The organism is Micromonospora sp. CPM1 (assembly GCF_023896895.1).
Lineage (GTDB): Bacteria > Actinomycetota > Actinomycetes > Mycobacteriales > Micromonosporaceae > Micromonospora > Micromonospora tulbaghiae.
The window spans coordinates 40329-63930 of the sequence record NZ_JAMHIU010000004.1 but is presented as its reverse complement, the minus strand read 5'-3'; the positions used below and the strand labels follow the sequence as shown (position 1 = coordinate 63930).

22 protein-coding genes are annotated in these 23602 nt (G+C 73.9%); 11 read left to right on the top strand and 11 right to left on the bottom strand.

Going from position 1 to position 23602, the window contains the following annotated elements; translation table 11 throughout:
* Positions 1-36 precede the first annotated feature (36 nt).
* The 4 genes from M8C11_RS06295 to M8C11_RS06280 are packed head-to-tail and all read left to right on the top strand — an operon-like array spanning position 37 to position 2891.
* Positions 37-741, top strand: coding sequence for a flavodoxin family protein (locus M8C11_RS06295; protein ID WP_252448752.1), 705 nt, complete (start codon positions 37-39; stop codon positions 739-741).
* A complete protein-coding gene (locus M8C11_RS06290; RefSeq protein WP_013477221.1) occupies positions 731-1078 on the top strand; it encodes a cupin domain-containing protein in 348 nt (115 codons plus the stop codon). Before M8C11_RS06295 ends, M8C11_RS06290 begins: the two co-directional genes overlap by 11 nt.
* Positions 1075-1431 (top strand): chorismate mutase, encoded by a 357-nt coding sequence (locus M8C11_RS06285; protein ID WP_252448751.1) that lies wholly within the window; start codon positions 1075-1077, stop codon positions 1429-1431. Before M8C11_RS06290 ends, M8C11_RS06285 begins: the two co-directional genes overlap by 4 nt.
* Positions 1428-2891, top strand: coding sequence for a UbiD family decarboxylase (locus M8C11_RS06280; protein WP_252448750.1), 1464 nt, complete (start codon positions 1428-1430; stop codon positions 2889-2891). Before M8C11_RS06285 ends, M8C11_RS06280 begins: the two co-directional genes overlap by 4 nt.
* Here M8C11_RS06280 and M8C11_RS06275 read toward each other — a convergent pair.
* A complete protein-coding gene (locus tag M8C11_RS06275; protein ID WP_121682922.1) occupies positions 2836-4344 on the bottom strand; it encodes a PLP-dependent aminotransferase family protein in 1509 nt (502 codons plus the stop codon). The genes M8C11_RS06280 and M8C11_RS06275 overlap by 56 nt on opposite strands.
* Before the next feature lie 145 nt (positions 4345-4489).
* The gene (locus M8C11_RS06270; protein ID WP_252448749.1) at positions 4490-6124 is read right to left on the bottom strand and encodes a cellulose-binding domain-containing protein; all 1635 of its coding nucleotides are present in this window, start codon (positions 6122-6124) and stop codon (positions 4490-4492) included.
* Between the two features lie 345 nt (positions 6125-6469).
* Here M8C11_RS06270 and M8C11_RS06265 point away from each other — a divergent pair, with 345 nt between their 5' ends.
* Positions 6470-7351 carry a hypothetical protein gene (locus M8C11_RS06265; protein WP_252448748.1) on the top strand — a complete coding sequence of 294 codons (882 nt, stop codon included), beginning with the start codon at positions 6470-6472 and terminating at the stop codon, positions 7349-7351.
* Positions 7352-7423: 72 nt separating this feature from the next.
* Here the strand turns inward: M8C11_RS06265 and M8C11_RS06260 are convergent, their stop codons facing one another.
* The gene (locus M8C11_RS06260; protein WP_252448747.1) at positions 7424-7894 is read right to left on the bottom strand and encodes a hemerythrin domain-containing protein; all 471 of its coding nucleotides are present in this window, start codon (positions 7892-7894) and stop codon (positions 7424-7426) included.
* Positions 7895-8129: 235 nt separating this feature from the next.
* Between M8C11_RS06260 and M8C11_RS06255 the strand changes: the two genes are divergently transcribed.
* The gene (locus tag M8C11_RS06255) at positions 8130-9296 is read left to right on the top strand and encodes a serine hydrolase (RefSeq protein WP_252448746.1); all 1167 of its coding nucleotides are present in this window, start codon (positions 8130-8132) and stop codon (positions 9294-9296) included.
* Between the two features lie 59 nt (positions 9297-9355).
* Here the strand turns inward: M8C11_RS06255 and M8C11_RS06250 are convergent, their stop codons facing one another.
* Together M8C11_RS06250 and M8C11_RS06245 are read right to left on the bottom strand one after the other, a co-directional pair.
* The gene (locus tag M8C11_RS06250; protein WP_252448745.1) at positions 9356-10009 is read right to left on the bottom strand and encodes a response regulator transcription factor; all 654 of its coding nucleotides are present in this window, start codon (positions 10007-10009) and stop codon (positions 9356-9358) included.
* On the bottom strand, positions 9997-11223 hold the full coding sequence (locus M8C11_RS06245) for a sensor histidine kinase (RefSeq protein WP_252448744.1): 1227 nt from the start codon (positions 11221-11223) through the stop codon (positions 9997-9999). The genes M8C11_RS06250 and M8C11_RS06245 overlap by 13 nt, the downstream gene beginning before the upstream one ends.
* A 167-nt stretch (positions 11224-11390) precedes the next feature.
* On the opposite strand from M8C11_RS06245, the gene M8C11_RS06240 reads away from it, so the two are divergent.
* The 4 genes from M8C11_RS06240 (at position 11391) to M8C11_RS06225 (ending at position 16476) form a co-directional block, all read left to right on the top strand.
* On the top strand, positions 11391-11603 hold the full coding sequence (locus tag M8C11_RS06240) for a hypothetical protein (protein WP_120570380.1): 213 nt from the start codon (positions 11391-11393) through the stop codon (positions 11601-11603).
* Between the two features lie 113 nt (positions 11604-11716).
* Positions 11717-12187 carry a low temperature requirement protein A gene (locus M8C11_RS06235; protein WP_252448743.1) on the top strand — a complete coding sequence of 157 codons (471 nt, stop codon included), beginning with the start codon at positions 11717-11719 and terminating at the stop codon, positions 12185-12187.
* 99 nt (positions 12188-12286) lie between these two features.
* Entirely contained in the window at positions 12287-13669 is a 1383-nt protein-coding gene (locus M8C11_RS06230) for a glycoside hydrolase family 43 protein (RefSeq protein WP_252448742.1), read from the top strand.
* Between the two features lie 53 nt (positions 13670-13722).
* Complete coding sequence (locus tag M8C11_RS06225; protein WP_252448741.1) at positions 13723-16476, top strand: beta-L-arabinofuranosidase domain-containing protein; 2754 nt, start codon at positions 13723-13725, stop codon at positions 16474-16476.
* A gap of 62 nt (positions 16477-16538) precedes the next feature.
* On the opposite strand, the gene M8C11_RS06220 is transcribed toward M8C11_RS06225, so the two are convergent.
* The 5 genes from M8C11_RS06220 to M8C11_RS06200 form a co-directional block, all read right to left on the bottom strand.
* Positions 16539-17723, bottom strand: a complete 1185-nt coding sequence (locus tag M8C11_RS06220) for a hypothetical protein (RefSeq protein ID WP_252448740.1) — start codon at positions 17721-17723, stop codon at positions 16539-16541.
* A complete protein-coding gene (locus M8C11_RS06215) occupies positions 17710-18285 on the bottom strand; it encodes a SigE family RNA polymerase sigma factor (protein ID WP_308212725.1) in 576 nt (191 codons plus the stop codon). The genes M8C11_RS06220 and M8C11_RS06215 overlap by 14 nt, the downstream gene beginning before the upstream one ends.
* Positions 18286-18339: 54 nt before the next feature.
* Positions 18340-19158 (bottom strand): endonuclease/exonuclease/phosphatase family protein, encoded by an 819-nt coding sequence (locus M8C11_RS06210; RefSeq protein ID WP_252448738.1) that lies wholly within the window; start codon positions 19156-19158, stop codon positions 18340-18342.
* 114 nt (positions 19159-19272) lie between these two features.
* Positions 19273-21228 carry a translation factor GTPase family protein gene (locus tag M8C11_RS06205; protein WP_252448737.1) on the bottom strand — a complete coding sequence of 652 codons (1956 nt, stop codon included), beginning with the start codon at positions 21226-21228 and terminating at the stop codon, positions 19273-19275.
* Between the two features lie 107 nt (positions 21229-21335).
* The gene (locus tag M8C11_RS06200) at positions 21336-22379 is read right to left on the bottom strand and encodes a hypothetical protein (protein WP_252448736.1); all 1044 of its coding nucleotides are present in this window, start codon (positions 22377-22379) and stop codon (positions 21336-21338) included.
* Between the two features lie 63 nt (positions 22380-22442).
* Here M8C11_RS06200 and M8C11_RS06195 point away from each other — a divergent pair, with 63 nt between their 5' ends.
* Positions 22443-23024, top strand: a complete 582-nt coding sequence (locus tag M8C11_RS06195; RefSeq protein WP_013285698.1) for a TetR/AcrR family transcriptional regulator — start codon at positions 22443-22445, stop codon at positions 23022-23024.
* Between the two features lie 9 nt (positions 23025-23033).
* Here M8C11_RS06195 and M8C11_RS06190 read toward each other — a convergent pair whose 3' ends face one another.
* The gene (locus M8C11_RS06190; protein ID WP_252448735.1) at positions 23034-23588 is read right to left on the bottom strand and encodes a DedA family protein; all 555 of its coding nucleotides are present in this window, start codon (positions 23586-23588) and stop codon (positions 23034-23036) included.
* Positions 23589-23602 lie beyond the last annotated feature (14 nt).

The following is a 23602-nucleotide window of genomic DNA, read 5'->3' as shown; positions in this document are numbered from 1 at the left end:
GTGCGGCGCCGCGTCCCGGCCGACGAGCTCTCGGGGGTGCGATTGCCCAGCGAAGCAGCCACCATCCTGGCCATCAACGGTTCCGAACGGGCGGGCGGCAACACCGACCTCGCGGTCGCGCACGCCGGACGCCTGATCGCCGAGCGCGGGGCCGTCCTGCGCACCATCCGGCTGCGCGAGCACCGGATCTCGCCGTGCAGCCCGTGCGGCGACTGCAACAGCCGTACGCTGCCGTGCACCGTGGACGACGACGTCCCCGCCCTGGTGGAGCAGATGGTCAGCGCCGACGGGCTGATCTACGCCGCGCCGGTGCACGGGTTCGGCCTGGCCCACCTGATGCAGATCTTCATCGAGCGGGCCGGGGTCGGCTATCTGCGCTTCACCCGCCCGCTGGCCGACAAGGTGGGCGGCATCATCGTCACCGGCCGCCGCTACAGCGACTCGTCGGTGCACAACCAGATCGTCAACAACCTGCTGCTCAACCGCATGATCCTGGTGGGCAGCGGCTTCCCGGTCCTGCTGCGCAACACCACCGGCACGCCCGGCCTGACCGACCCCGAGGGCGTCGACGCGCTGGAGCGCATGGTGCACCGGATGGTCGACATGGTGCAGCTGCTCAAGCGCCACCAGCGGGTCACCGGCGGCCCGGTGCTGCCTTCCCGGGACCGCAACGAACGCGTGCCGCGGCCCCGCCGCGCCGAATCCCTTCCGACCAGAGGAGACACCGAGAATGTCCACTGAGCAGGCGACCGTCCCGGTCGGCATCGACTTCCCCGCCACCGAGTGGGAGAAGTGGGACAAGCCCGGCGCCGAGGGCCGGGTCAAGATCGCGTACGTCGGGGGGCAGCGGCTGCGCCTGCTGGAGCTGCCCGCCGGGTTCGACGAGCACCACTGGTGCCTGCGCGGGCACACCGGCTACGTGCTGCGGGGCGAGTTCACCATCCACTTCCGGGACCGCTCGGTGCCCTGCCGCCCGGGCATGGGCTTCGTCATCCCGGACGACGAGGAGCACCGCTCGCAGGGCAGCGCGGACGAGCCCACCGTCGTGTTCGTGGTCGACCGGGTCGACCAGCCGTGAGCGACGCGCCCGGCGCCGGGACCGACGGCGCGGCCCGCATCACCGAGCTGCGGGCCGCCGTGGACCGGCTCGACCAGCGCATCGTCGAGTTGCTGGCGGTCCGTACCCGGGTGGTCCGGGAACTGACCGCGCACAAGTCCGACGAGGCGGCCGTGCGGTCACCGGACCGGGTCCGGCAGGTGCTCGACCGGGTCGCCGAGCTGGCCGGCCGGCACGGCATGCCGCCGGAGGTCGCGGTGGCCACGTACCGCACGCTGATCGAGGAGCTGACCCGGATGCAGATGGACATGCTGGCGGACCGCCGTGCCGCCGGGACGGCGCCGGCCGCCCCGGCGGCGCCGGAGCGGCGATGACCGGCGGCCGGGCGCCGGTCGACCTGCGGCACGCGCTCGCCACGCTCGACCCGCTGCCCGGCGAACTGGTCCGCGTCGCCGAGGAGCTGCCCGCCCGCTACGGCGTCTCGGCGCACTACGCCCGCTGGGCCGGCGCGCCCGCCGCGCCGCCCACCGGGCCCGGCCCGGCGGTGCTGTTCGACCGGGTACGCCCCGCGCACGGCCCCACCCGGGCCGTGCTGATGGGCCTCTACGGCACCCGGCGCCGCGCCGCCGGACTGCTCGGAGTCACCCCGGCCGAGATGCCGCACCGGCTGCTCGACGCGGTGGCCGCGCCCCGGCCGCCGGTGCCCGCCGCCGCCCCGGCGCGCTGGCCCCGGCACCGGCTGCCGCTGGACCTCACCGCGCTGCCGGTGCCGGTGCTCACCGACGAGGACGCCGGTCCCTACCTGACGCTCGGGGCGGTGCTCGCCACCGACCCGGACACCGGGGTACGCAACCTGTCCGTGCACCGGATGTGCGTCCAGGGCCCGGACACGCTGACCATCTGGATGGTCCCCGGCCGCGACCTGGAACTGGCCCACCAGGCCGCGTTGCGCCGGGGCGCGGCGCTGCCGGTGGCGATCCACCTCGGGCTCGGCCCCGCGGTGCTGCTGTCCTCCTGCTGCCCCACCTCGCTGGTGCCGCCGGACGTCGACGAGCTGGCGGTGGCCGGGGCGCTCGCCGGCCGGCCGGTCGAGCTGCTGCCCTGCGCCACTGTGGACGCCGAGTTCGTCGCGCACGCCGAGTACGTCATCGAGGGCGAGCTGCTGGCCGAGCACGCGCCGGAGAGCCGGCACGGCGCGGTCGCCACCCCGGAGTTCCTCGGCTACCAGGGCCGCGCGCACCCGTCGCTGCCGCTGATCCGGGTCACCGCGATCACCGCGCGGGAGAGCCCGATCCTCCAGGCCGTCTCCGGCCCCGGGCACGAGCAGTCGGTGCTGCTCGGCTTCGGGATGGAGGCCGCGGTGCTGGACCTGCTGCGCCGCCGGGGCACGCCGGCGCTGGCCGCGCACTGCCACACCGCCGGCGGCGGCCAGCTCATGGTGGTGCTCCAGTGGCCGGCCAAGCGCGGCCCGGCCGACGACGACGCGGTACGGGACGCGGCGGAGGCGGTGCTGGACGGCTTCCGGATGGCCAAGCTGGTGCTCTGCGTGGACGAGGACGTCGACGCGGAGTCCGACCAGGACCTGTGGTGGGCCATGGTGACCCGGTTCCAGGCGGACCAGGATCTGCGGGTCCTGGCCGACCGGGAGGGCTTCCCGCTGGACCCGAGCCAGCACACCGGCTACTCCCGGTCGCTGTCCGCCGACGGGCGCACCGCGAAGGCGGTGTTCGACTGCACCGTGCCGTACGCCCAGCGGGACCGCTTCCGCCGGCCCCGGTTCACCGAGCCGTCGCTTCCCGTGCCGCGCCGGCCAGCAGCGCCACTCCCTCGCTGATCCGGGCGGTGGGCAGCGCCGCGTACCCGATCAGGAACGTCGGCTCCGGCGGCGGGTGGGTGACGTAGTAGCCGGAGGCGGGATAGACCCGGACGCCGCGCGCGGCGGCGGCGCGCACGATCGCCGCCTCGCCGGCGCCGGACGCGCCGCCGAGCGTGACCAGCACGTGCAGCCCGGCGGCGGCGCCGGACACGCGTACCCCGGCGCCGAAGTGCTCGTAGAGCGCCTCCAGCAGCCGGGCCCGCCGCTGCCGGTAGAGGCGGTCCATCCGGCCGATGTGCCGGGCGTACGCGCCGGAGTCGATGAACTCGGCGAGCGCCTCCTGGGTCAGCGTCGGGGTCAGCCGGTCGGTGATCCACTTGATGCCGAGGAACGGCCGGACCAGGTGCGGGGGCAGCACCGCGTAGCCGATGCGCAGCGACGGGAACAGCGTCTTGCTGAAGCTGCCCACGTACGCCACGTCCGCGCCCTGCGGGTCGGCCGCCAGCGACGGCAGCCGCTCGGCGGCGAAGGTGAACTCGTTGTGGTAGTCGTCCTCCAGCACCGTGACGGCGTGCTCGCGCGCCCAGCGCAGCAGCGCCCGCCGCCGCCGCTCGGACATGACGAACCCGGTCGGGAACTGGTGCGACGGCGTGACGTACACCAGCCGGACCCGGGCCGGGTCCAGGCCGTGGCCGCGTACCCGGTCCTCGATCTCGCCGACCCGCAGCCCTTCCTCGTCGACCGGCACCGGCACCACGGCGGCCCGGGAGTAGCCGAAGATCTGCCGCAGCACGGTGTGGCTGGGGTCCTCGATCACCACCACGTCGTCCGGGCCGACGAGCAGCCGGACCAGGATGTCCATGGCCTGGGTGGCGCCGCTGGTGACGATGGTGTGCTCGCGGGCGACGTCGAGTGCCCGGCTGCGCCGCAGCAGGGCGGCGATCTGGGCGCGCAGCGCCGGGGAGCCCTCGGCCGGGCCGTAGCCCAGCGCCACCGCGTCGGCGCGGCTCACCGCCGTGGCGAGCGACTGCCGCCAGCGCGCGACCGGGAAGCTCGCCAGCGCCGGGGTGCCGTGCCGGAAGTCGTACGCCCCGTCCGGCCGGTGCATGGGCGCCGGTTCCCACGGCCGCCACAGCGGGCTGCCGGCGTCGGTCGGCAGCGGCGGTTCCGGGCGCAGCGGGGTGCGGGCCGGCGGGTCGCGGTGCGGCAGGTCGGGCAGGGCGTCGCTGACCCGGGTGCCGGAGCCGCGCCGGGAGGTGAGGACGCCGTTGGCGCGCAGCAGCTCGTACGCGCGGGTGACCACGGTGCGGGAGACGCCGAGCTGGTGGGCCAGTTCCCGGCTAGGCGGCACCGGGTCGCCGGGGCGCAGCCGGCCGGCGCGGACGGAGCCGCTGATCTGGTCGCAGAGCTGCTGCTGCAACGGCACCGGGCTGTCCCGGTCGAGCACCACGAGCAGCTGCGACGACCCCACCCGCGACGCTCCCCCACCTAGCCGCCCCTGCCCGCGATCCTAGTCCCACCCCACCCCCACACCCCGTCGATCATGAAGTTGACGGCGATGTCGATCTCCGATTCGGCCGCCGACTTCATGATCGACCGGGTGAGGGCCGGGGGGGTTAGAGGGAGACTGGGCGGCCGCCGAGGGTTACCGTGAGGCGGCCGTCGGTGGTGGTGAAGGACCAGGCGAGGGCGCCGGAGTACGTGGCGCAGCGGGAGCCGTTGGTGCCGGACCAGAACTGGTTCGAGCCGTCCACGTTGCCGACCGTCTTGTCGTTGGAGCCGCTGCCGGCGAAGCGGCAGGAGGTGTTGCTCCGGAAGACCGAGGTGCCGGCGTCGAACGAGAAGTTGCGTTCGGTGTTGTCGATGCTCAGGTTGTTCGAGATCGTCATGGTGCCCGGGTTGCGGTTGTACGTGAACCCGTGCTTGCCGTTGCGGTACGCGATGGTGCGCCGGACGGTGTGGTTGACCGCGATGTCCTCGCCGCCGAGCTTGAAGCCGTTGCGGTCGCCGTTGCCGTTCTGCGTGCCGTTGCTCAGCGTGCCGTTGCTGTACGCGAGCGAGTCCTCGATGGTCACCGCGCCGATCGCGCCGGTGTCGGACTTCGTGTAGAGGTCCCACCCGTCGTCGATGTTGTGGTGCGACACCGCGTACCGGAAGACGTTGCCGCCGCCGACGGTGAGCTTGGCCGCGAAGCCGTCGGCGTCCTCGCCGTCGGAGTCGGCGTTGTCGTGCGACTCCACGCTGACCATCAGGTTGTTCGCGGGCCACTGGTCGCGCGGCGTGCTGGAGGCGATCCGGGACAGTTGCAGCCCGGTGTCGCGGTTGAAGCGGGTCACCGTGCGCTCGATGATGTTGTTGCTGCCGCCGACGAAGATGCCGTTGTCACCGGCCCGCTCCACCACGAGCCCGCGCACGTGCCAGTACGAGGCGTTGAGCGCCAGTCCCCGGTTGGCCGGGTCCTCGCTCATCGCCGAGAAGTTCAGGATGGGCGTCTCGCCCGGGTAGGCGTACAGGTTCTTGCGGGCGCTCGACGTGCCGTTGTTGCCGGCGGCGACGGTGACCGTCTGGGACAGGTTGTACGTGCCGCCGCGCAGGTAGATCGTGCCGCCCGCGCCGACCCGGGTGATCGCCGCGGCGATCGTGGTGGGGCTGGCCTGGGTGCCGGCGGCCCCGGCGGTGCCGTTCGGCGCGGCGTAGATCGCACCGCCGGTCGGCGGAGGCGTGCTGGGCGGAGGCGTGCTCGGGGGCGGGCTGCTCGGGGGCGGGCTGCTGGGCGGAGGCGTGCTCGGCGGCGGGGCGCTGGTGGGCGTGCCGGTGGTGGGGGTGACGCCGCCGGTGCAGGTGACGCCGTTGACCGCGAACGCGGAGGGTACCGGGTTGCTGCTGTTGTTCCAGGTGCCGTTGAAGCCGAACGACGTGCTGGCGTTGGTGCCCAGGCTGCCGTTGTAGCTGACGTTGGCGGCCCGCACCGAGGCGCCGCTGGCGGTGATCTCGGCGCCCCAGGACTGGGTGACGGTCTGCCCGGCGCCGAAGGTCCAGGTGACGGCCCAGCCGGTGAGCGGGTCGCCGAGGTTCGTCAGGTTGACGTTGGCGGTGAAGCCGCCGCCCCACTGCGCGGTGACGGCGTAGTCGACGCGGCAGCCGGCGGCCGCCTGGGCGGCGGTCGCGCCGACGGCCAGGCCGGACGCGGCGAGCGCGGCCGTCGCCGCGGCGGACGTCCACAACACCGTACGGCGGTGTCGGTTGATCATGCTGGTCTCCTGCGGGTGGTGGTGCCGTGCCCACGCCGGCACCGATGCCCGGTCGGTGTCGGGGGTGGGCCTTGATACCCGGACGCCAGTGCCATGCCGAACGCTCACGTCTCCCGCACAGTAAGCGCTTTCAGCGCAGCCTAACGATGGGCGTCGATGCGGTCAAACCTCGGTACGCACTGAACGATGCCGACACGCCGCCCGTATCCACTGCCGACCGGAACATCGGCCGGAACCGCGATGCCGGAGCGGGCACGAGCAGATTCCTCCAGTCGTCACTTCGCACCGCGGAGACGGGGCGGCAGCCGCCGCGCCGGGTCTCCCGGTCAACCAGAGGAGAGGTGCATGGCCAGGGGTACGCGCAAGACCGCGGTCCTGAAACTCGGCGGGGTGGGCGCCCTCGCGGCGCTGTTGTTCGCCGGTGGGCTGCAACTGGCGTCGGCGGGCGAGAACGGCCGCCCGGCCACCACCGCCGCCGCGCAGACCGTGAACTGCCCGACCGTACGCGACAAGCTGCCCGCCGTACCCGCGGCGGCCGCGGCCCAGGTGGAACGGGAACTGGCCAACCTGGACCAGGAGATCGCCCGGCAGAACGAGCGGCTGGCCCGGCAGGCGGTACGCCCCGAGGGCGGCCCGAACTTCGTCGACAACGCGATCCTCGGCCCGCTGCGCAACAAGCGGATCGCCGTGCTCGACCGGATCGAGATCGCCTTCAACCGGATCGGCGCGCAGCGCCCGGACCTGGACGCGCTCGCCACCTGCTCGCTGAACGCCCCGGGCGTGCCGAGCGCCGTCAACGGCGGCGCCACCCAGGGCGGCGACGGCCAGAACGGTGACGGCCGGAACGGTGACGGCCGGAACGGTGACGGCCAGAACGGCAACGGTCAGGGCGGCAACGGCAACGCCGGTGGTCAGAACGGCAACGCGGGCGGCGCGGCCCGGACCGTCGACTGCCCCCGGGTCGACCTGCCCGCCGTCCCGGCGGCGGCCGCCGCGCAGGTGCAGGCCGAACTGGCCACGCTGGACAAGCAGATCGCCGAGGCCGACGCCCGCCTCGCCCGGCTCGCGGTACGCCCCGAGGGCGGGCCCGCGTTCATCGACAACGCGATCCTCGGCCCGCTGCGCAGCAAGCGGATCGCGGCGCTCGACCGCATCGAGATCGCGTTCAACCGGGTCGGCGCGCAGCGGCCCGACCTGGACGCGCTCGCCACCTGCGGCCTGAACTGATCCGGCCCGGTCGCGGCCCCGCGCGGGGCCTCCCCCCCCGCCGCCCCCGCCCCCCCCCCCCCCCCACCGCTGTCACAGCGGCCCGAACACGTCGCCCGGGTCGTCGTCCAGCGAGAGCGTCTCCAGCACCGTCAGAAGCTGCCGTTCCTCGTACCGGAAGTGCGACTCCATGATCGCCGCCACGCCCTCCAGGTGCCGGGCCAGCTCGCCGGGCGGGGCGTCGCGGGCCACGGCCGCGCCCAGCCCGGTCAGCAGGTACCCGATCATCGAGTGGTCCTGCCGCAGCCGGTCCAGCGTGGCGCGCAGCTCGGGATGCCGCGCCGCGATCGCCGGGAACAGGCTGCGGTCCTCGCCCTCGTGATGCGCGGTCAGCGCCGCGCAGAACCCGTGGCAGTACAACAGCAGGTCACGCGTCGCCGGGCGGGCCGGCTCACCGTCGGCGAGCGCCCGCCGGGTCAGCTCCAGCGCCTCGCGCAGCCGCTCGTGGACGGCGCGCATCTCGCGGCTCCAGGCCACCAGCCTGGTCTGTCCGCCCTCAGCCATGTGGCGAGGGCGAAGGGACGACGAGTGTCATCGTCGTGCTCCCTTCGATCCGGCGCCTCCATGCCTGACACGGTCTGCCACCGGCACGCGACGCTGCGCGGAGCCTAACCGGCGGCACCGGTGCCATCAAGTAGTGCCAGCGCTACCCCGGTTCGGGCAGCAGGCGGTATGGAGCGTGGCGCCCGATTCTCCGAGGCTTGAGGCCGTACCCGTTCACCTCCGTCGAGGAGTTCCCATGATCCGCCGTACCTTCCCGGTCGCCGTCGGCGCCACGGCCCTGCTGACCGTCGCCGCGCTGGGTGTGCCCGCCGCGTCCGCCACGACCACCGACGCGCGGCGTCCCGCCGGCGACGCCGTTCAGCAGCGACTGGACGGCCTGGTCGCCGAGCAGGGCTTCCCCGGGGCGCTGGCCTCCGTACGCCGCGACGGCCGGGTGCGCGACTACACCGCCGGGGTCGGTGACCTGCGCACCGGCGCCGCGATCCCCCGCGACGCCCGGGTGCGCGTCGGCAGCAACACCAAGACGTTCACCGCCGTGGTCGTCCTCCAGCTCGTCGGCGAGGGGCGCATCGACCTGGACGCCACCGTCGAGCGCTACCTGCCCGGCATGGTGCGCGGCAACGGCAACGACGGGCGGCGGATCACCGTACGCCAGTTGCTGCAGCAGACCAGCGGCCTGCCCGACTACGACGACGTGGTGTTCAGCGAGGCGCAGGACCTGGTGGACCGGCGCAGCGACTACTTCGACCCGCGCCGGCTGGTGGACGAGGCGCTCACCCAGTCGCGGCACTTCCCGCCGGGCGAGAAGTGGGAGTACAGCAACACCAACTTCGTCCTGGCCGGGCTGATCGTCGAGCGGGTCACCCAGCGCCCGGTCGGCGAGGAGATCACCCGGCGGATCATCGAGCCGCTGCGGCTGCGCGAGACGTACTGGCCGCAGACCGGCGAGCAGGACCTGCCCGGCAGGCTGCCGCGCGGATACGTGGCGGTGGAGCCGGGCGCGCCGTGGGTCGACGTGACCCGGATGGACCCGTCGCTGGGCTGGGCCGCCGGCCAGCTCGTCTCGACCCCGTCGGACCTGCGCACGTTCTTCGAGGCGCTGCTGGCGGGCAAGCTGCTCGAGCCGGCCCAGCAGGCGGCCATGACGCGTACCGTGCCGGCGCCCGATTTCGAGCCCACCGGCGTCTGGGAGTACGGCCTGGGCATCGCCCGGCACGAGCTGCCCTGCGGCGGTCACGCCTGGGGGCACGGCGGCGACATCCAGGGCTTCGAGACGCGCAACCTGTCCACCACGGACGGGCGCAGCGCCGTGGTCGCGGTGACCGCGCTGCCGACCGGCCTGGAGATGATGGATGCGGTCAGCAGCACCGTCGACGCGGTCCTGTGCGGCACCGGCCGCTGATCCCGGGTCACCGCACGCGCGCCGCCTCCCCGCGAGGCGGCGCGCCTGCGCGCGTGGGCCTACCGCCGGCCGTCGAGATAGCGCAGCACGGCGGTGACCCGGCGGTCGGCGCGGTCGTCCGGCGGCAGGCCCAGCTTCGCGAAGATGTTGCGGATGTGCTTGTGCACCGCGCCCTCGGTGACGAACATCCGTTCCGCGATCGCGCTGTTGCCCAGCCCTTCGGCCATCAGCGCCAGCACCTCGTGCTCACGCGGCGACAGCTCGGCCAGCGCGGTGTCCGGCCGCCGGTTGCGGGCGAGCAGCTGCCCGACCACCTCGGGGTCGATCACGCTGCCGCCGGCCGCGACGCGGTGCAGCGCGGCGAGGAACTCCTCGACCCGGCCCACCCGCTCCTTGAGCAGGTAGCCGAGCCCCGACGCGCCGACCGAGAACAGCTCGGTGGCGAACGCCTGCTCGACGTACGCGGACAGGACCAGCACCGCGAGGCCCGGCCGGCGGCGGCGGGCCTCGACCGCGGCGACGATGCCCTCGTCGGTGTGCGTGGGCGGCATCCGCACGTCGACGATCGCCACGTCGGGGCGGTGGTCGTCCACAGCGGTCAGGAACTCCCCCGGTGTGCCGGCGGTGGCCACCACGTCCAGGTCCTCGGCGCGCAGCAGTAGCGCCAGCCCTTCGCGCAGCAGCGCGTCGTCCTCGGCGATCACGATCCGCATGGCAGCTTCACGTGCATCCTCGTCGGTCCTCCCGGTGGACTCGTCAGCGTCATCCGCCCGTCGTAGGCCCCGACCCGGCGGCGGATGCCGGTCAGCCCGGAGCCGCGCGTCTCGTCGGCGTCCCCGCGCCCGTCGTCGGTGACGGTCACGAGCAGCCGGTCCCCCTCCCGGCGCACCGCGACCTCCACCGCGCTCGCGCCGCTGTGCCGGACCACGTTCGTCAGCGCCTCGGCCACCACGAAGTACGCGGTGGCCTCGACCGACGCCGCGCAGCGCACGTCGACCTCCACCGACAGGCGGCACGGCACCGCACACGCCGCGGCGAGTCCGTCGAGCGCCCCGGCCAGGCCCCGGTCGCCGAGCACCGGCGGCAGGATGCCGCGCACCACCGTACGCAGCTCGCCGAGCGCCTGCTCGGCCGCGTCCTGCGCGCGTTCCAGGATCTCGTCGGCGCGGGCCGGATCGCGGCGTACCGCCCGCCGCGCGGCGCCGAGCAGCACGTTCACCGCGACCAGCCGGTTCTGCGTGCCGTCGTGCAGCGAGCGTTCGATCCGGCGCAGCTCGACCGCGTGGGCGTCGAGCGCGGCGGCCCGGGTGGCGGTGAGTTCGGCGACCCGCAGCGACAGGTCGACACCGGGCGGCGGGGGCAGCAGCCGGCGGCCCGGCCCGGCCTGGAGCCGCGCCAGCGCCGGGCCGGACGCGACCGCGAGGACCAGCCACCCGACTCCGAGGACGCCGACCGCGAGCGCGTCGCCGAGCCCGTCGATGCGCCACCACCCGATCCCGGGCGCGCCCGCGTCCGGTGGCACCAGCCGGTACCACAGCGGGAACGTCATGTCCTGCACGGCGTAGATCGGCAGCGCGAGCGCGATCAGCCCGGCGCCGAAGCCGAGCGTTCCGTGGGCGGCGATCCAGCGCAGTTCCCGCCGCACGACCGGATCGCGCAGGGCCGGGCGCAGGGCCTCCGGCGCCGGGCCGGGCGACGGGATCGGCGGCCCCCACCGGGACAGCCGGGCACGCTCGCGGTCGGCCACCGACCGCACCGCCCGCAGCATCCCGGGTACGAGCAGCAGCCCGACCCCGCCGACGCAGGCCGCGGCCACGACGACCAGACCGAGCAGCGCGCCGAGCGCCAGCACGGCGGTGCCGAGCCCGCCGACGAGGTGCTCCAGCGCGTCCACCGCGGCGCGGAACCGCCTGCGCACGTACTCCATCCCCGGCCCACCCCCGGCCGCCACCATAGGTCACCGCCGTCGCCGCCCGTCACTGCCGGACGCGGAAAGTACAGCCTGCTGTACCCCGGCCGTCGTGCTGGCGGGATCGTTCCCGGCCGGCCGCGCGCCTAGCGTGGTGGCAGAAGAGATCACCCGAGGAGGCAGCCGTGAACGACCTGGACCGTACCGCCGAGACCGCCGCAGCCCCGACGCCGGTCACCCGGATGCGCCCGCTGCTCTGGCTGGTGCTGATCGTGAGCGTGGCCGCCAACGTGACGCTGTCGGCCGTCCTGGACAACCCGTGGGCCGGTTCCGCCTTCGGCGCGCTGGCGCTGGCGTGCGGGGTGACCCTGGCGATGAACCACTACCGCAACCGCTGACCGCCGCGGGCGGGCCGTGACGACGATCGGCCCGCCCTGCCGCGTTCGCCCGCGCGAGCGCCGCACCGGCTGGTACGACTGGTGTCGGCGACGGCGCGTACCGAGGGGACCGGATGGCGAGTGGGCTGCGAGGACATCTGCTGCGGCCACGTGAGGCCTCCCGCCGGGCGTCGTTCCTGGAACTCTTCTTCGACCTGGGTACGGTGATCGACGCGCTCGGGCCGGCCGGGAGCCGGCTGGGCCTGCTGGCCGGCTACCTGCACCTGGTGATGGTGGCGGGCGTGGTGGCCGCCGCCGTCGGCGCGAAGGTGATGATCGCCGAGCCGCTGTCCCGCGACCCGGCCGCGTTCCTGGTGACGCTCAGGGGCCCGGCGCTGTTCCTGATCGGCTGGATCCTGCTCGCGGCGGCCGTCCATCACCGGGTGTCCTGGCACCGGCCGGCCGGGCTGGTGGCGCTGGTGGCGCTGGGACTGCTGGCCCACCGGCTGCCGCTGCTGGCCGGCTCCGCGCTGATGGCCGCGCTGCTGATCGCCGTCGTGGTCGTGGAGACCGCCACCCTCCGGCGGACGGGCCGGCCGCGTTAACGCTGCGAATCGATTGACAGTCAGCTATGTAAACGCCAGGCTAGAGGGCGTTGTTAGCGTTAACTCGGCCGACATCTCCCCGCAGAGAAAGGCCCCCTCGTGCCCCTGACCCGACGCGCGTTCACAGTCGGCGCCCTGTCCGCCGCCGCCGCCGCATCCGGCGCGCTCAGCCTGCCCCGCGGCGCACTCGCCGCGCCGAACACCGCCTACGCGATGGCGTACTTCACCGAGACGCCGAACGGCGTCGGCGCCGACTACGGCCTGCACCTGGCCGTCAGCCGGGACGCCCTCAACTGGACCCCGCTGAACCAGAACAATCCCGTGGTCACCCCGACCGCCGGGCAGCTCGGCCTGCGCGACCCGTTCGTGCTGCGCAGGACCGACGGGACGTTCGTGGTGCTGGCCACCGACCTCAAGGGCACCAACTGGGGGCTGACCAGCCAGTACCTGCACGTGTGGGACTCCACCGACCTCACCGCGTTCACCGGCTACCGGCGCATCCGGATGCACACGCTCGACACCCACACGTGGGCGCCGACCGCGTTCTGGGACGCCGCCCGCGGCCAGTACGCGATCGTCTACTCCGCCAACAACGGCCGGGACGTGCTGTTCGTCAACTACACGAGCGACTTCCGCACCGTCAGCGCCCCGCAGGTCTACTTCAGCCCGGGCTTCGGCGTGCTCGACGGCGACGTGGTCGTCGACGGCGGCACCACGTACCTCTACTACAAGAACCTCGACGACGGCTACCTGTACGGCGCCCGGTCCGCCACCGGCGCGCCGAACAGCTTCACCACGTACACCAGCGGCCTGCGGCAGGGAAACGCGATCGAGGCGCCGCTGCTGCTGCGCACGAACGAGGGCGGCTGGCGGCTGTGGGGCGACTCGTTCAGCCCGGTCAACAACGACTACTACGCCTGGTCCACGACCACCATCTCGGGCAACTCGTGGACGCCGCTGAACCAGCGCGACTACACCCCGCCGCTGAACTCCAAGCACGGATCGATGATCGGCATCAGCGACGCCGAGTACGCCGGCATGGTCAACCGCTGGGGCACGCCGAACTGGGTCCGGCTCAAGTCGTCGAACCTCCCCGACCGCTACGTCCGGCACGCCGACCGGATCGCCCGCGTCGACGCGTACCCGTTCGACCCCTACCAGGACCAGATGTGGCGCATGGTCCCCGGCCTGGCCGACTCCGCCGGCGTCTCGTTCGAGTCGGTCAACTATCCCGGCAACTACCTGCGGCACTACGACTACGCGGTCCGGCTCGACCCGGACGACGGCACCGCCACGTTCCGCGCCGACGCCACGTTCCACCGCACCGCCGGCCTGGCGGACGGCACCTGGTCGTCGTTCCGCTCGCACAACTTCCCCACCCGCTACCTGCGGCACTACGACTACCGGCTGCGCATCGACCCGCTCGGCGCCGGCTCCCCCGCGATCGACCGCCAGGACGCCACGTTCCGGGTCACCGCGTAACCGTTCCCCACCACCACCACCGTCCCCCACCGTCCCCCGCCACGGAGGCCGACATGCCCGCTCCCCTGGTGAACCGCCGCTTCGTCCTGCGCACCACCGCCGCCACAGCCGTCGCGGCCACCGCCGGCGCCGCCGCCGGGTCCGTCGCCGCAGGCGGTACGGCACACGCCGCGCTGCCACCGGCCCGCCCCGACATCGGCGTGTCCGCGTACGCGTTCGACCCGGGCCAGGTACGGCTGACCGCCGGCCGCTGGCAGGACAACCAGAACCGTACGGTCGCCTACCTGCGCTTCGTCGACGTGAACCGGCTGCTCTACAACTTCCGGGCCAACCACCGCCTGTCCACCGGCGGCGCCGCCGCCAACGGCGGCTGGGACGCGCCGAACTTCCCGTTCCGCACCCACATGCAGGGGCACTTCCTGACCGCCTGGGCACAGGCGTGGGCGGTGCTCGGCGACACCACCTGCCGGGACAAGGCGCTCACCATGGTCGCCGAGCTGGCCCGCTGCCAGGCCAACAACGGCGCGGCCGGGTTCAGCGCCGGATACCTGTCCGGCTTCCCCGAGTCCGACTTCACCGCGCTGGAGGCCCGAACGCTGAGCAACGGCAACGTCCCCTACTACTGCATCCACAAGACGCTCGCCGGGCTGCTGGACGTGTGGCGGTTGATCGGCAGCACCCAGGCCCGGGACGTGCTGCTGGCGCTGGCCGGCTGGGTCGACCAGCGCACCGGCCGGCTCACCTCGGCCCAGATGCAGGCCATGCTCGGCACCGAGTTCGGCGGCATGAACGCGGTGCTCACCGACCTCTACCAGCAGACCGGTGACGGCCGGTGGCTCACCGTCGCGCAGCGGTTCGACCACGCCGCCGTGTTCAACCCGCTCGCCGCGAACTCCGACCAGCTCAACGGGCTGCACGCCAACACGCAGGTGCCCAAGTGGATCGGCGCGGCCCGGGAGTACAAGGCCACCGGCGCCACCCGCTACCGGGACATCGCCGTGAACGCGTGGGCCATCACGGTCGGCGCCCACACGTACGCCATCGGCGGCAACAGCCAGGCCGAGCACTTCCGCGCCCCGAACGCGATCGCCGGCTACCTGCGCAACGACACCTGCGAGGCGTGCAACACGTACAACATGCTCAAGCTGACCCGGGAGCTGTGGCAGCTCGACCCGGACCGGGTCGCGTACGCCGACTTCTACGAACGCGCGCTGCTCAACCACATGATCGGCCAGCAGAACCCGGCCGACGCGCACGGCCACGTCACGTACTTCACCCCGCTCAACCCGGGCGGGCGGCGCGGTGTCGGCCCGGCGTGGGGCGGCGGCACCTGGAGCACCGACTACAACTCCTTCTGGTGCTGCCAGGGCACCGGGCTGGAGACCAACACGACGCTCGCGGACGCGATCTACTTCCACAACGACACCACGCTGACGGTCAACCTGTTCGTCCCCTCGGTGCTCACCTGGAGTCAGCGCGGCATCACCGTCACGCAGGCCACCTCGTACCCGGTCGGCGACACCACGACGCTCACCGTCACCGGTTCGGTGAGCGGCTCGTGGACCATGCGGATCCGGATCCCGGCGTGGACCAGCGGGGCGTCCGTCAGCGTCAACGGCGTCGCGGCGGGCATCGCCACCACGCCGGGCAGCTACGCCGTCCTGACCCGCGCCTGGACCTCCGGCGACACGGTCACGGTCCGGCTGCCGATGCGGGTCGCCACGGTGGCCGCCAACGACGACGCCGCGGTGCAGGCCGTCACGTACGGGCCGGTGGTGCTCTCCGGCAACTACGGCAACACCACGTTGAGCGGCCTGCCGACGCTGGACCCCGCCTCGGTCACCCGTACCGGCACCGGCAGTCTCGCGTTCACCGCGCGGGCGGACGGCGCCACCGTCAACCTCGGCCCGTTCTACGACGCCCACGGGCACAACTACACGGTCTACTGGCGGGTCGGCGCGGGCGCCGGCGGCGGGGAGGCGAGCTTCCGGCTCGCCAACGCGGCGAGCGGCCTCGTGCTCGGCATCCAGAACATGTCCACCGCCGACGGTGGGCTCGCGCTCCAGTGGGGCGACACCGGCACCGCCGACCACGACTGGCAGCTCGTCGTCGACGGGTCGGCGCTGCGGCTGCGCAACGTCAACAGCGGCAAGGTGCTGGGGGTGGAGAACATGTCCACGGCGGACGGAGCGCGGATCCTCCAGTGGGCGGACAACGGCACCGCCGACCACCTGTGGACCGTCGTCGACGTCGGCGACGGCAGCCACAAGCTGCGCAACGTGCACACCGGCAAGCTGCTCGGCATCTCCGGCGGTTCGACCGCCCAGGGCGCGTTCGCCGTGCAGGACCCGGACAACGGCAGCCTGGACAACCAGTGGCGGTTCCTGCCCAACGGGGCGCGGCGGATCCAGAACCTCGGCAGCGGGCTGGTGCTCGGCGTACAGAACATGTCCACCGCCGACGGCGGGCTGGTCGTCCAGTGGGGCGACACCGGCACCGCCGACCACCTCTGGACGGCCCTGGTGGACACCGGCGGCTACCTGCGGCTGCGCAACGGCAACAGCGGCAAGGTGCTGGGCGTCGAGGGCGGCTCGACAGCGGCCGGCGCCCGGATCGTCCAGTGGGCCGACAACGGCACCGCCGACCACAGGTGGCGGCTGCGGCACGGCGGAGGCGGCTGGTTCCGGATCCAGTGCGCGAACGGGGGCCGGGTGCTCGGGCTCAGCGGCGGCTCCGGCGCCCAGGGCGCGCAGGCGGTCCTCGCCGACGACACCGGGGCCGCGCACCAGCGCTGGCGGTTCCTGTAGATCAGGCGGTGACGGTGGGAGCGGTCCGGCCGCTCCCACCGTCACCGGGGCGTTCCCCCGGGTCAGGGTGTCAGGGCGTCCCCGGCGGGCGTCCAGGTCGACTCGTCCCGCACGTCGTCGGCGACGGTGATCCCCTCGGCGATCCGCAGCAGCTCGGCCTGGGGCAGCTGGCCGCCGACGCCCTCGGAGCTGACCTGGACCACGACACTGCCGTCGGCGCTCCAGACGTTGCAGAACCCGCCTCTGCGGGCCGCACCCGGATAGCACCTCGTCGCACCGGGCTCCGGTGACTGGTTGGAGCTGGTGCTCGGCGTGACGAAGATGTGGAACCCGTCCCTGATCCCGCCCTCGACCGAGTCGAACGGCGCCGTCAGGCCCGAGGTCCGCAGAGGCGGCCTGGTGTACGTCGCGCCGCCGTAGTCACCGGCGCGGGCGGTGGCGATGCCGCTCAGGCCGGGCATGGCGTGCGTGCCCACCTGGAGCGGCACGTAACCCCGCGGCAGGTAGCCCACCGTGAACGGCAGCGGAGCCGGCGTCGGCCCGGCCGGCTTCAGGCCCGCGACCAGGCCGCTCAGGTCCGCGAAGCTCGGCGTCGCCGTGTCGCCGGAGATCGACGTGACGGCGGCCCAGGCGTTGTGGGCGTACTCCCAGGCGAACAGCTTGTTGCCCGGCTCCACCGGGTTGCGCGGGTCGAGGCCGAACGGCAGCGTCGCCTGCACCGCCCTGCGCCCGGCCACCCGGACGCTCCGGCCGTCCTTGATCGCTGCCGGATCGAAGGCGCCGGGCCGGTAGACGGTCAGGTAGGCCCAGAGCCTCGGCTTCGCCCGGGCCGTATTCTCCTGCTCGATCGCCTCGTCCCGGCTGACGGGCTTGTCGTTCGAGGTGTGCCGGTCGGAGTAGACGGGGGCGATCTGGTACGCGGTCGACACGACGATCGGGTCCTGCACGTGCAGCGTGCCGGCGTCGTACCCGGTGAAGGTGAAGGTGAACGGCGAGGCGTCCGGCCAGGGGCTGACGCCCGGACGCGGCGCCCCGGACAGCGCCGAGGAGGTGCGCCTCGCGTCCAGGGTCGGCACCGTGATCGCGGCGGCGACCGCCACCGCGACGAGGCCCGCCGCGCCGGCTGTGGCGAACCGGGTCCGGCGGCGCCGTTCGGCGCGCCGCCCGGCCGCGACGATGTCGTCGACGGTACGGCCCATCGGCGGCTCGTCGCCGGTCACGGCGTCCACCAGTTCACGCAACTGCATTGGTCCACTCCCCTATCGGCCTGCCGGTGAGATTGAGGTGTTCGCCGCCGAGGGACTCGCGCAGCTTCGCCAGCCCACGGGAGACCTGGCTCTTGGCCGTGCCGACCGTGCAGCCGAGCACGGCGGCCGTGTCCTCCAGGCTCAGGTCCAGGTAGTGCCGCAGCACCACGGCGGCCCGCTGCCGCGCCGGCACGGTTTCGAGCGCCGCCCGCAGGCGCATCCGCTCGTCGGTCGTCGCCGCCGTGTCCCGCACCGTGGCGTCCGGCATGGCGTCGCCGGCCGACCGCTCGCGCCGCCAGGGCCGGCGGGTCTCGTCGATCGCGGCCCGGTAGACCATGGTCTTGACGTAGAGATCGGGCCGTTCCAGCTTCCGCCAGCGTGGATAGAGCTTGACCAGCGCGTTGGCCACGGCGTCCTCCGCGGCGTGCCAGTCGCCGCAGGTCATGTACGCCAGCTTGCGCAGGGACGCCATCTGTGACGTCACGAACTCGCGGAACGCTTGCTCGTCTTCGGCTTTCAATCGACTGCCTCCTCGTGACGGAGGTAGAACGGCCAGACCCACCCGGGACGTTGCACGGGCGGCGGACCAATTCCACCGCGCGTCCGGAGACCCCGGTCAGTACCGTCCCGGTGGCGGCACGGAACACGAGCGGATCATGGTCGCCAGCAGCGCCGGATGGTCGGTCGTGCCGCGCATGTCCACCGCGCGGCGGCAGCAGATCGTCACGCCGCTCGACGCCACGATCTGCTGCCGGGCGCCGTCGTCGATCCGCCGGTAGCCGGCCGGCACGCACGAGCGCACGTCCGGCGTGCCACCGGCACGGAGGTTGAGGTCACCGCCGACGACGGCCGGCGCGGTCCCGGCGTCGCCCCGGACGCCCGGCACCACCGCGCCGAGCAGATGCCCGCACTGGGCCAGCGCGACCTCGGCGCTGGTGTTCGCCAGGTGCGTGGTGCAGGCGTGGAGCCCGGCGGCCCGGACGCACAGCCACACCCGCTCCTCCGGGTCGGCGAGGTCCTGCGCCGGGTAGGTCCCCCGGTGCACCGACGGCCGGGCGTCACGGCCGTCGAGGCGGGTCAGCAGCCCGATCCCGTACGGCTCGCCGTTGTTGCACCGGGTGGGACCGCGGGAGGGGCGGTCACCGGCGGCCTGGAACGCGGACACCACCGTCCCACCGGCACGGGCGGCCCGCAGCGTCCGCTCCAGCGTCACCACGTCGTCGCGGCAGATCTCGTTGAGCGTGACCACGTCGGGCGCCTCGGCGGCGATCACGTCGGCGGCCTGGCGGACGGCCCGGCCGGTGTAACAGCCGGCCCGGCCGCTGTTGCACAGGTTCATCTGGAGCACCCGCAGCGTTCCCGTGCCGGTGGCGCCGGCGCCCGACGACCCGGCGGGCAGCCCGGCCACGACGAGCAGGCACACCGCGGCCAGCACCCGGCGGACACGCCGGGCGGGGCGGGTGGCCGGCTGCGCTGACAGCGGGGCTCCAACGGGTACGGGCGGCGGCGGGCGCCGGTGATCCTATCGCCGCAGCGCTCCCGTCGCCGCCTACCTCGGTACGGCCCGGAACCACGCCTCCCGGTCGTCCGGGTCGGGCCCGCGCCGGGGCAGCCTCGGCGGTTCCTCGCCGGTGACCGGCGCGTAGTGGTCGAAGGTGGTGGTCAGGACCGCCTCGCCGCCGGTGAGGTCGGGCAGGGCGGCGACGACCCGCGGCACCCGGGCGGACGGCAGCGTGCCGCTCACCTCCAGGTATCCGCCCGCGACCCCGGTGTCGTGGACGACCGCTCCGAGCCGGCCGAGCAGCGCCAGCACCGTCTCCACGGTGTGCCGGGGGAGGTTGACGTCGAACCGCTCGATCGGCTGGCACACCCGCGTGCCGGCCTGCCGCAGCGCGGCGGCGACCACGACCGGGGCGAGGTTGCGGAAGTCCGCCGCCACCGTCGAGATCGACTTGTCGAACTTCTGGTGCGGCCGGCTCTGCCGGGGCCAGTACCGGGACGCCGTCATGGTGACGGTGCAGTCGGTGACCGGCCACCCGTGCCGGCCCTGGCGCAGCGCCGCCCGCACGCCCTCCTCGGTGGCGGCGACGAACGCCGGCGGCAGCCGGCCCGGCTCGATCCCGGGACGGAACTCGATGCCGTGCCCGGCCGGGGCGGCCTCGATGCGCAACCCCAGCCCGGCCAGGTACGGGTTGCCGCGCTCCCGTACCCGCTCCTCGGCGCCGCCGGTGCCGGCGACCCGCTCGATGCAGGCGGTGAGCGTGCCGGAGAACCGCACCCGGACGCCGTACCGGTCCTCCATCAGGGCGGCCAGCACCTCCTTCTGGACCTCGCCGTGCAGGCGGATCACCGCCTCGGCCTGCTGCTCGTCGAGGCGCAGGTCCACGAGCGGGTCCTCGTCGGCCAGCTCGGCCAGGCCGGCGAACATCGCCAGGCGCTGCGCCGGGTCGACCGGCTCGACGACCGCCTGCCGGGTCGGCGGCGGGAACCGGTAGGCGTGCCGCCGCGGCGGGTCGCCGATGTGCTGGCCGATCCGGGCCGACACCCCGCGTACCGCCGCGATCTGCCCGGCGGAGACCGACCGGCGCACCAGCATGCCCTCGGGCTCGATGACGGCGATCTCGGTCACCGGCTCCGGACGGCCGCCGGTGAGCCGCACCCGGTCCCGCACCCGCAGCCGCCCGGACCACAGCCGCAGCCAGACGCGCCGGCCGTGCCCGTCCCGGTCGACGGCGAAGACGGTGCCCGCCGGCGGGCCGTCCCGTGTCTCGCCGTACGGCAGCAGGTCGGCCAGGACGTCGCACAACTGGCGTACCCCGGCGCCGGTGATCGCCGAACCGCACACCGCGGGGACCAGCTCGGCGCGGCGGACCGCGCGGCGGAGCGCCCGCCGGACGTCGCGGACGCGCGCCGGCCGGTCGGTCAGCCAGCGCGCAGCCACCGCGTCGTCGACCTCGGCCACCTCCGCCACCACGGGTTCGGCGTCGAGGTCCACGGCCTGCACCCGGGCCTCGCGGCGGCCCTGGCCGGTGACCGTGCCGAGAAGCACCGGCCGCGCTCCGAGCCGATGCCGCACCTGGGCCGTCACCCGGTCCACGTCGGCGCCGCCACGGTCGACCTTGTTGAAGAAGAACACGGTCGGTACGCCGATGCGGCGCAGCGCCCGCCAGATCGCGACGGTCTGCGGCTGGACGCCCTCCACGCTGGACACCACGAGCACGGCGGCGTCGAGGACGGCCAGGGACCGCTCGACCTCCGCGATGAAGTCGGGGTGGCCGGGGGTGTCGAGCAGGTTGATGCTCAGGTCGCCGATGGTGATCGACGTGACGGCCGCGCGGATGGTGATGCCGCGGCGGCGTTCCAGGTCCATCGAGTCGGTCCGGGTCGTGCCGGCGTCGACGCTGCCCGGCTCGGACACGGCGCCCGCCTCGTAGAGCAGGCGTTCGGTCAGGCTGGTCTTTCCGGCGTCAACATGCGCGACGATTCCGAGGTTCAACAGGGCCAAGGCGGAGCTCCACGGTAGGACGGGCAAGGGTCCGAAGCGTGGAAGCTGCTCGCATCGTCTCTCCTGGTGATCGTCGTCGTGGCGGCGCTCGCCGCCGGTGTGCAGTCCTACCTTGCCCGCCCGCCGCGATCGCCACCACCGAATTCGGTCCGGCTCAGCGCACGGGCGCGGCCGTATTCGGCCAGGGCGTGGAAGGCGGCCTTGGGCGTCCACGAGCCGTCCGGCAGCACGCGCACGATCCCCCGTGACGCCAGGTCGTAGTCGTGCCCGGGGTCGCCGGTGGTCGGCAGGTGCCGGTTCGCGAACGTGTACACGAACGCCGCCTCCGCCCCGCCGGCCTCGTAGTCGCGCAGCAGGTCGACGAGGTAGCGTGCCTGGCCGTCCTCGTCGCGCTCCAGTTCCGCGGTGAGCTTCGCCGCACGGCCGTGCTCGTCGTAGGCCACCGGCTCCGTCGCGCCCGCGACGTCGGCCGCGCCGCGGAACGTGCAGCAGCCGAACTCGGTCGCCGCGTACGGCTTGCCCTGTCCCACGGCCGCCGCCAGGGACTGCGGGAACACCGCGGAGTTGGTCGCGTCGCGGTAGCCGGCGTCGCTGGCGACGATGTCGATGGCCGTCCAGTCGACGTCTTCGAGCGGGATCGAGGCGTACCCGACGGGGCCGCCGAAGCGTTCCCGCACCGCTGGTACCGCTTCCGCGAGGAAGTCGCGCACCGCGGCCCGCGCGGCCGGGACCGCCTCCCGCATCCGCATCGGGTCGGTGAACACCGCCATGCGCTCGGTCAGGTCACGGCCGGGCAGGAAGCCGTCGGTGAACAGGGAGATCTCGGAACCGGTGAGGTAGACGACCGGGGCGCCGTCACGCCGCAGCCGCTCGGCCCGCTCGGCGCCGTCGAGCAGGAACGCCATGAGACCGTCGCGGTCCAGGCCGTTGGTGAACGGGCAGTACCACACCTCGAGCCCCGCCTCGGCCGCCAGCCGCGCGGTCAGCTCCAGCCGGTCCTGCACGCCGCCGGTGACGCGGACCGCGTCGCAACGCAGCTCGTCGCGGATGACACGCAGGTCGCTGCGCACGACGTCGGGGTCGAACGGCTCGTGGGTGGTGGATCCGGCGCTGACGAAGCCGGTGTCGTAGTTCATGCCGAAGACGCGCATCGAGAACTCCGCTCTTAGGGTACGCGCCGTACCCTATAAGGTACGGCGCGTACCCTGCAAGGCATGAGCAGGAGGCGACGGGGCGAGGAACTGGAACAGGCGATCCTGCGGGCCGCGGCGGAGGAACTGCGCGAGTCCGGATACGCGGGAATGACGATGGACCGGGTCGCCGCCCGCGCCGGGACCAACAAGAACGCCATCTACCGCCGGTGGCCGCACCGGGCGGCGCTGGGCGTCGCGGCGTACCGCCACCTGTCCGACGCGGCCATGCCGAACCCGGACACGGGCACGCTGCGAGGCGACGCGCTCGAGATGCTCCGGCTGGCAAACGAGACGTGGTCGTCCCCGCACGGGGCCGTCCTGCGCGGCCTGCTCGCCGCCGCCGCCGACGACCCGGAACTGCTCACGCTCATGCGTGAACGGTCCGGCGCCGACACCATGGACCGCGCCTGGATCGGGATGCTGGAACGGGCCGCGGCCCGGGGCGAGGCGCCGGCGGCGGCCGTCCGTCACCGGGTGGCGACGGTACCGATGATGCTGCTGCGCGCCGAGTACGCGATGCGCGGCGTCCCCTCCGTCCCCGACGAGGTGCTGGTCGAGATCGTGGACGAGGTGTTCCTGCCCCTGGTACGCGGTCGCGGCTGACGCCACCGTTCATCGGCGGGCCGCCCTCCGCCGCACCCACCAGATCCGCGACGCCACGGCGGCGGTGATCAAGGTCAGCAGAACCCACTCCCCGATACCCAGTTCCCGCTCCAGATACCGGTAGGAGGCGGCGCCCAGATAGCCCAGCACCGCCACGGCTGTCGCCCACACCAGCCCACCGGCCAGGTTGGCCCGGAGGAACACCGGCCAGCGCATCCCGGCGGTGCCCGCGAGCACGGGGACCACGGCCCGCAGGACCGCCACCCAGCGTCCGATCACCACCGCCCACGCCCCGTGGCGGGCGACCAGGTGCCGGGCCCGCGCCAGGTCGAGGCGCCGGCGCAGCACCCGCGGGGCGCGGGCGAGCACTCCCGGGCCGTACCGGCGGCCCAGGGCGTACCCGGCCTGGTCCCCGAGGCACGCCCCGACGGTCCCGGCGGCGGCCACCGCCCACAGCGGCAGCCCGCCGTCGTGGGCCACCAGCCCTCCGATCAGGATCGCCGCCTCACCCGGTACGACGAGCCCGAGCAGCGTCGAGGACTCCAGAGCCGGCAGGACGATCACCCTTGACCTCGTGG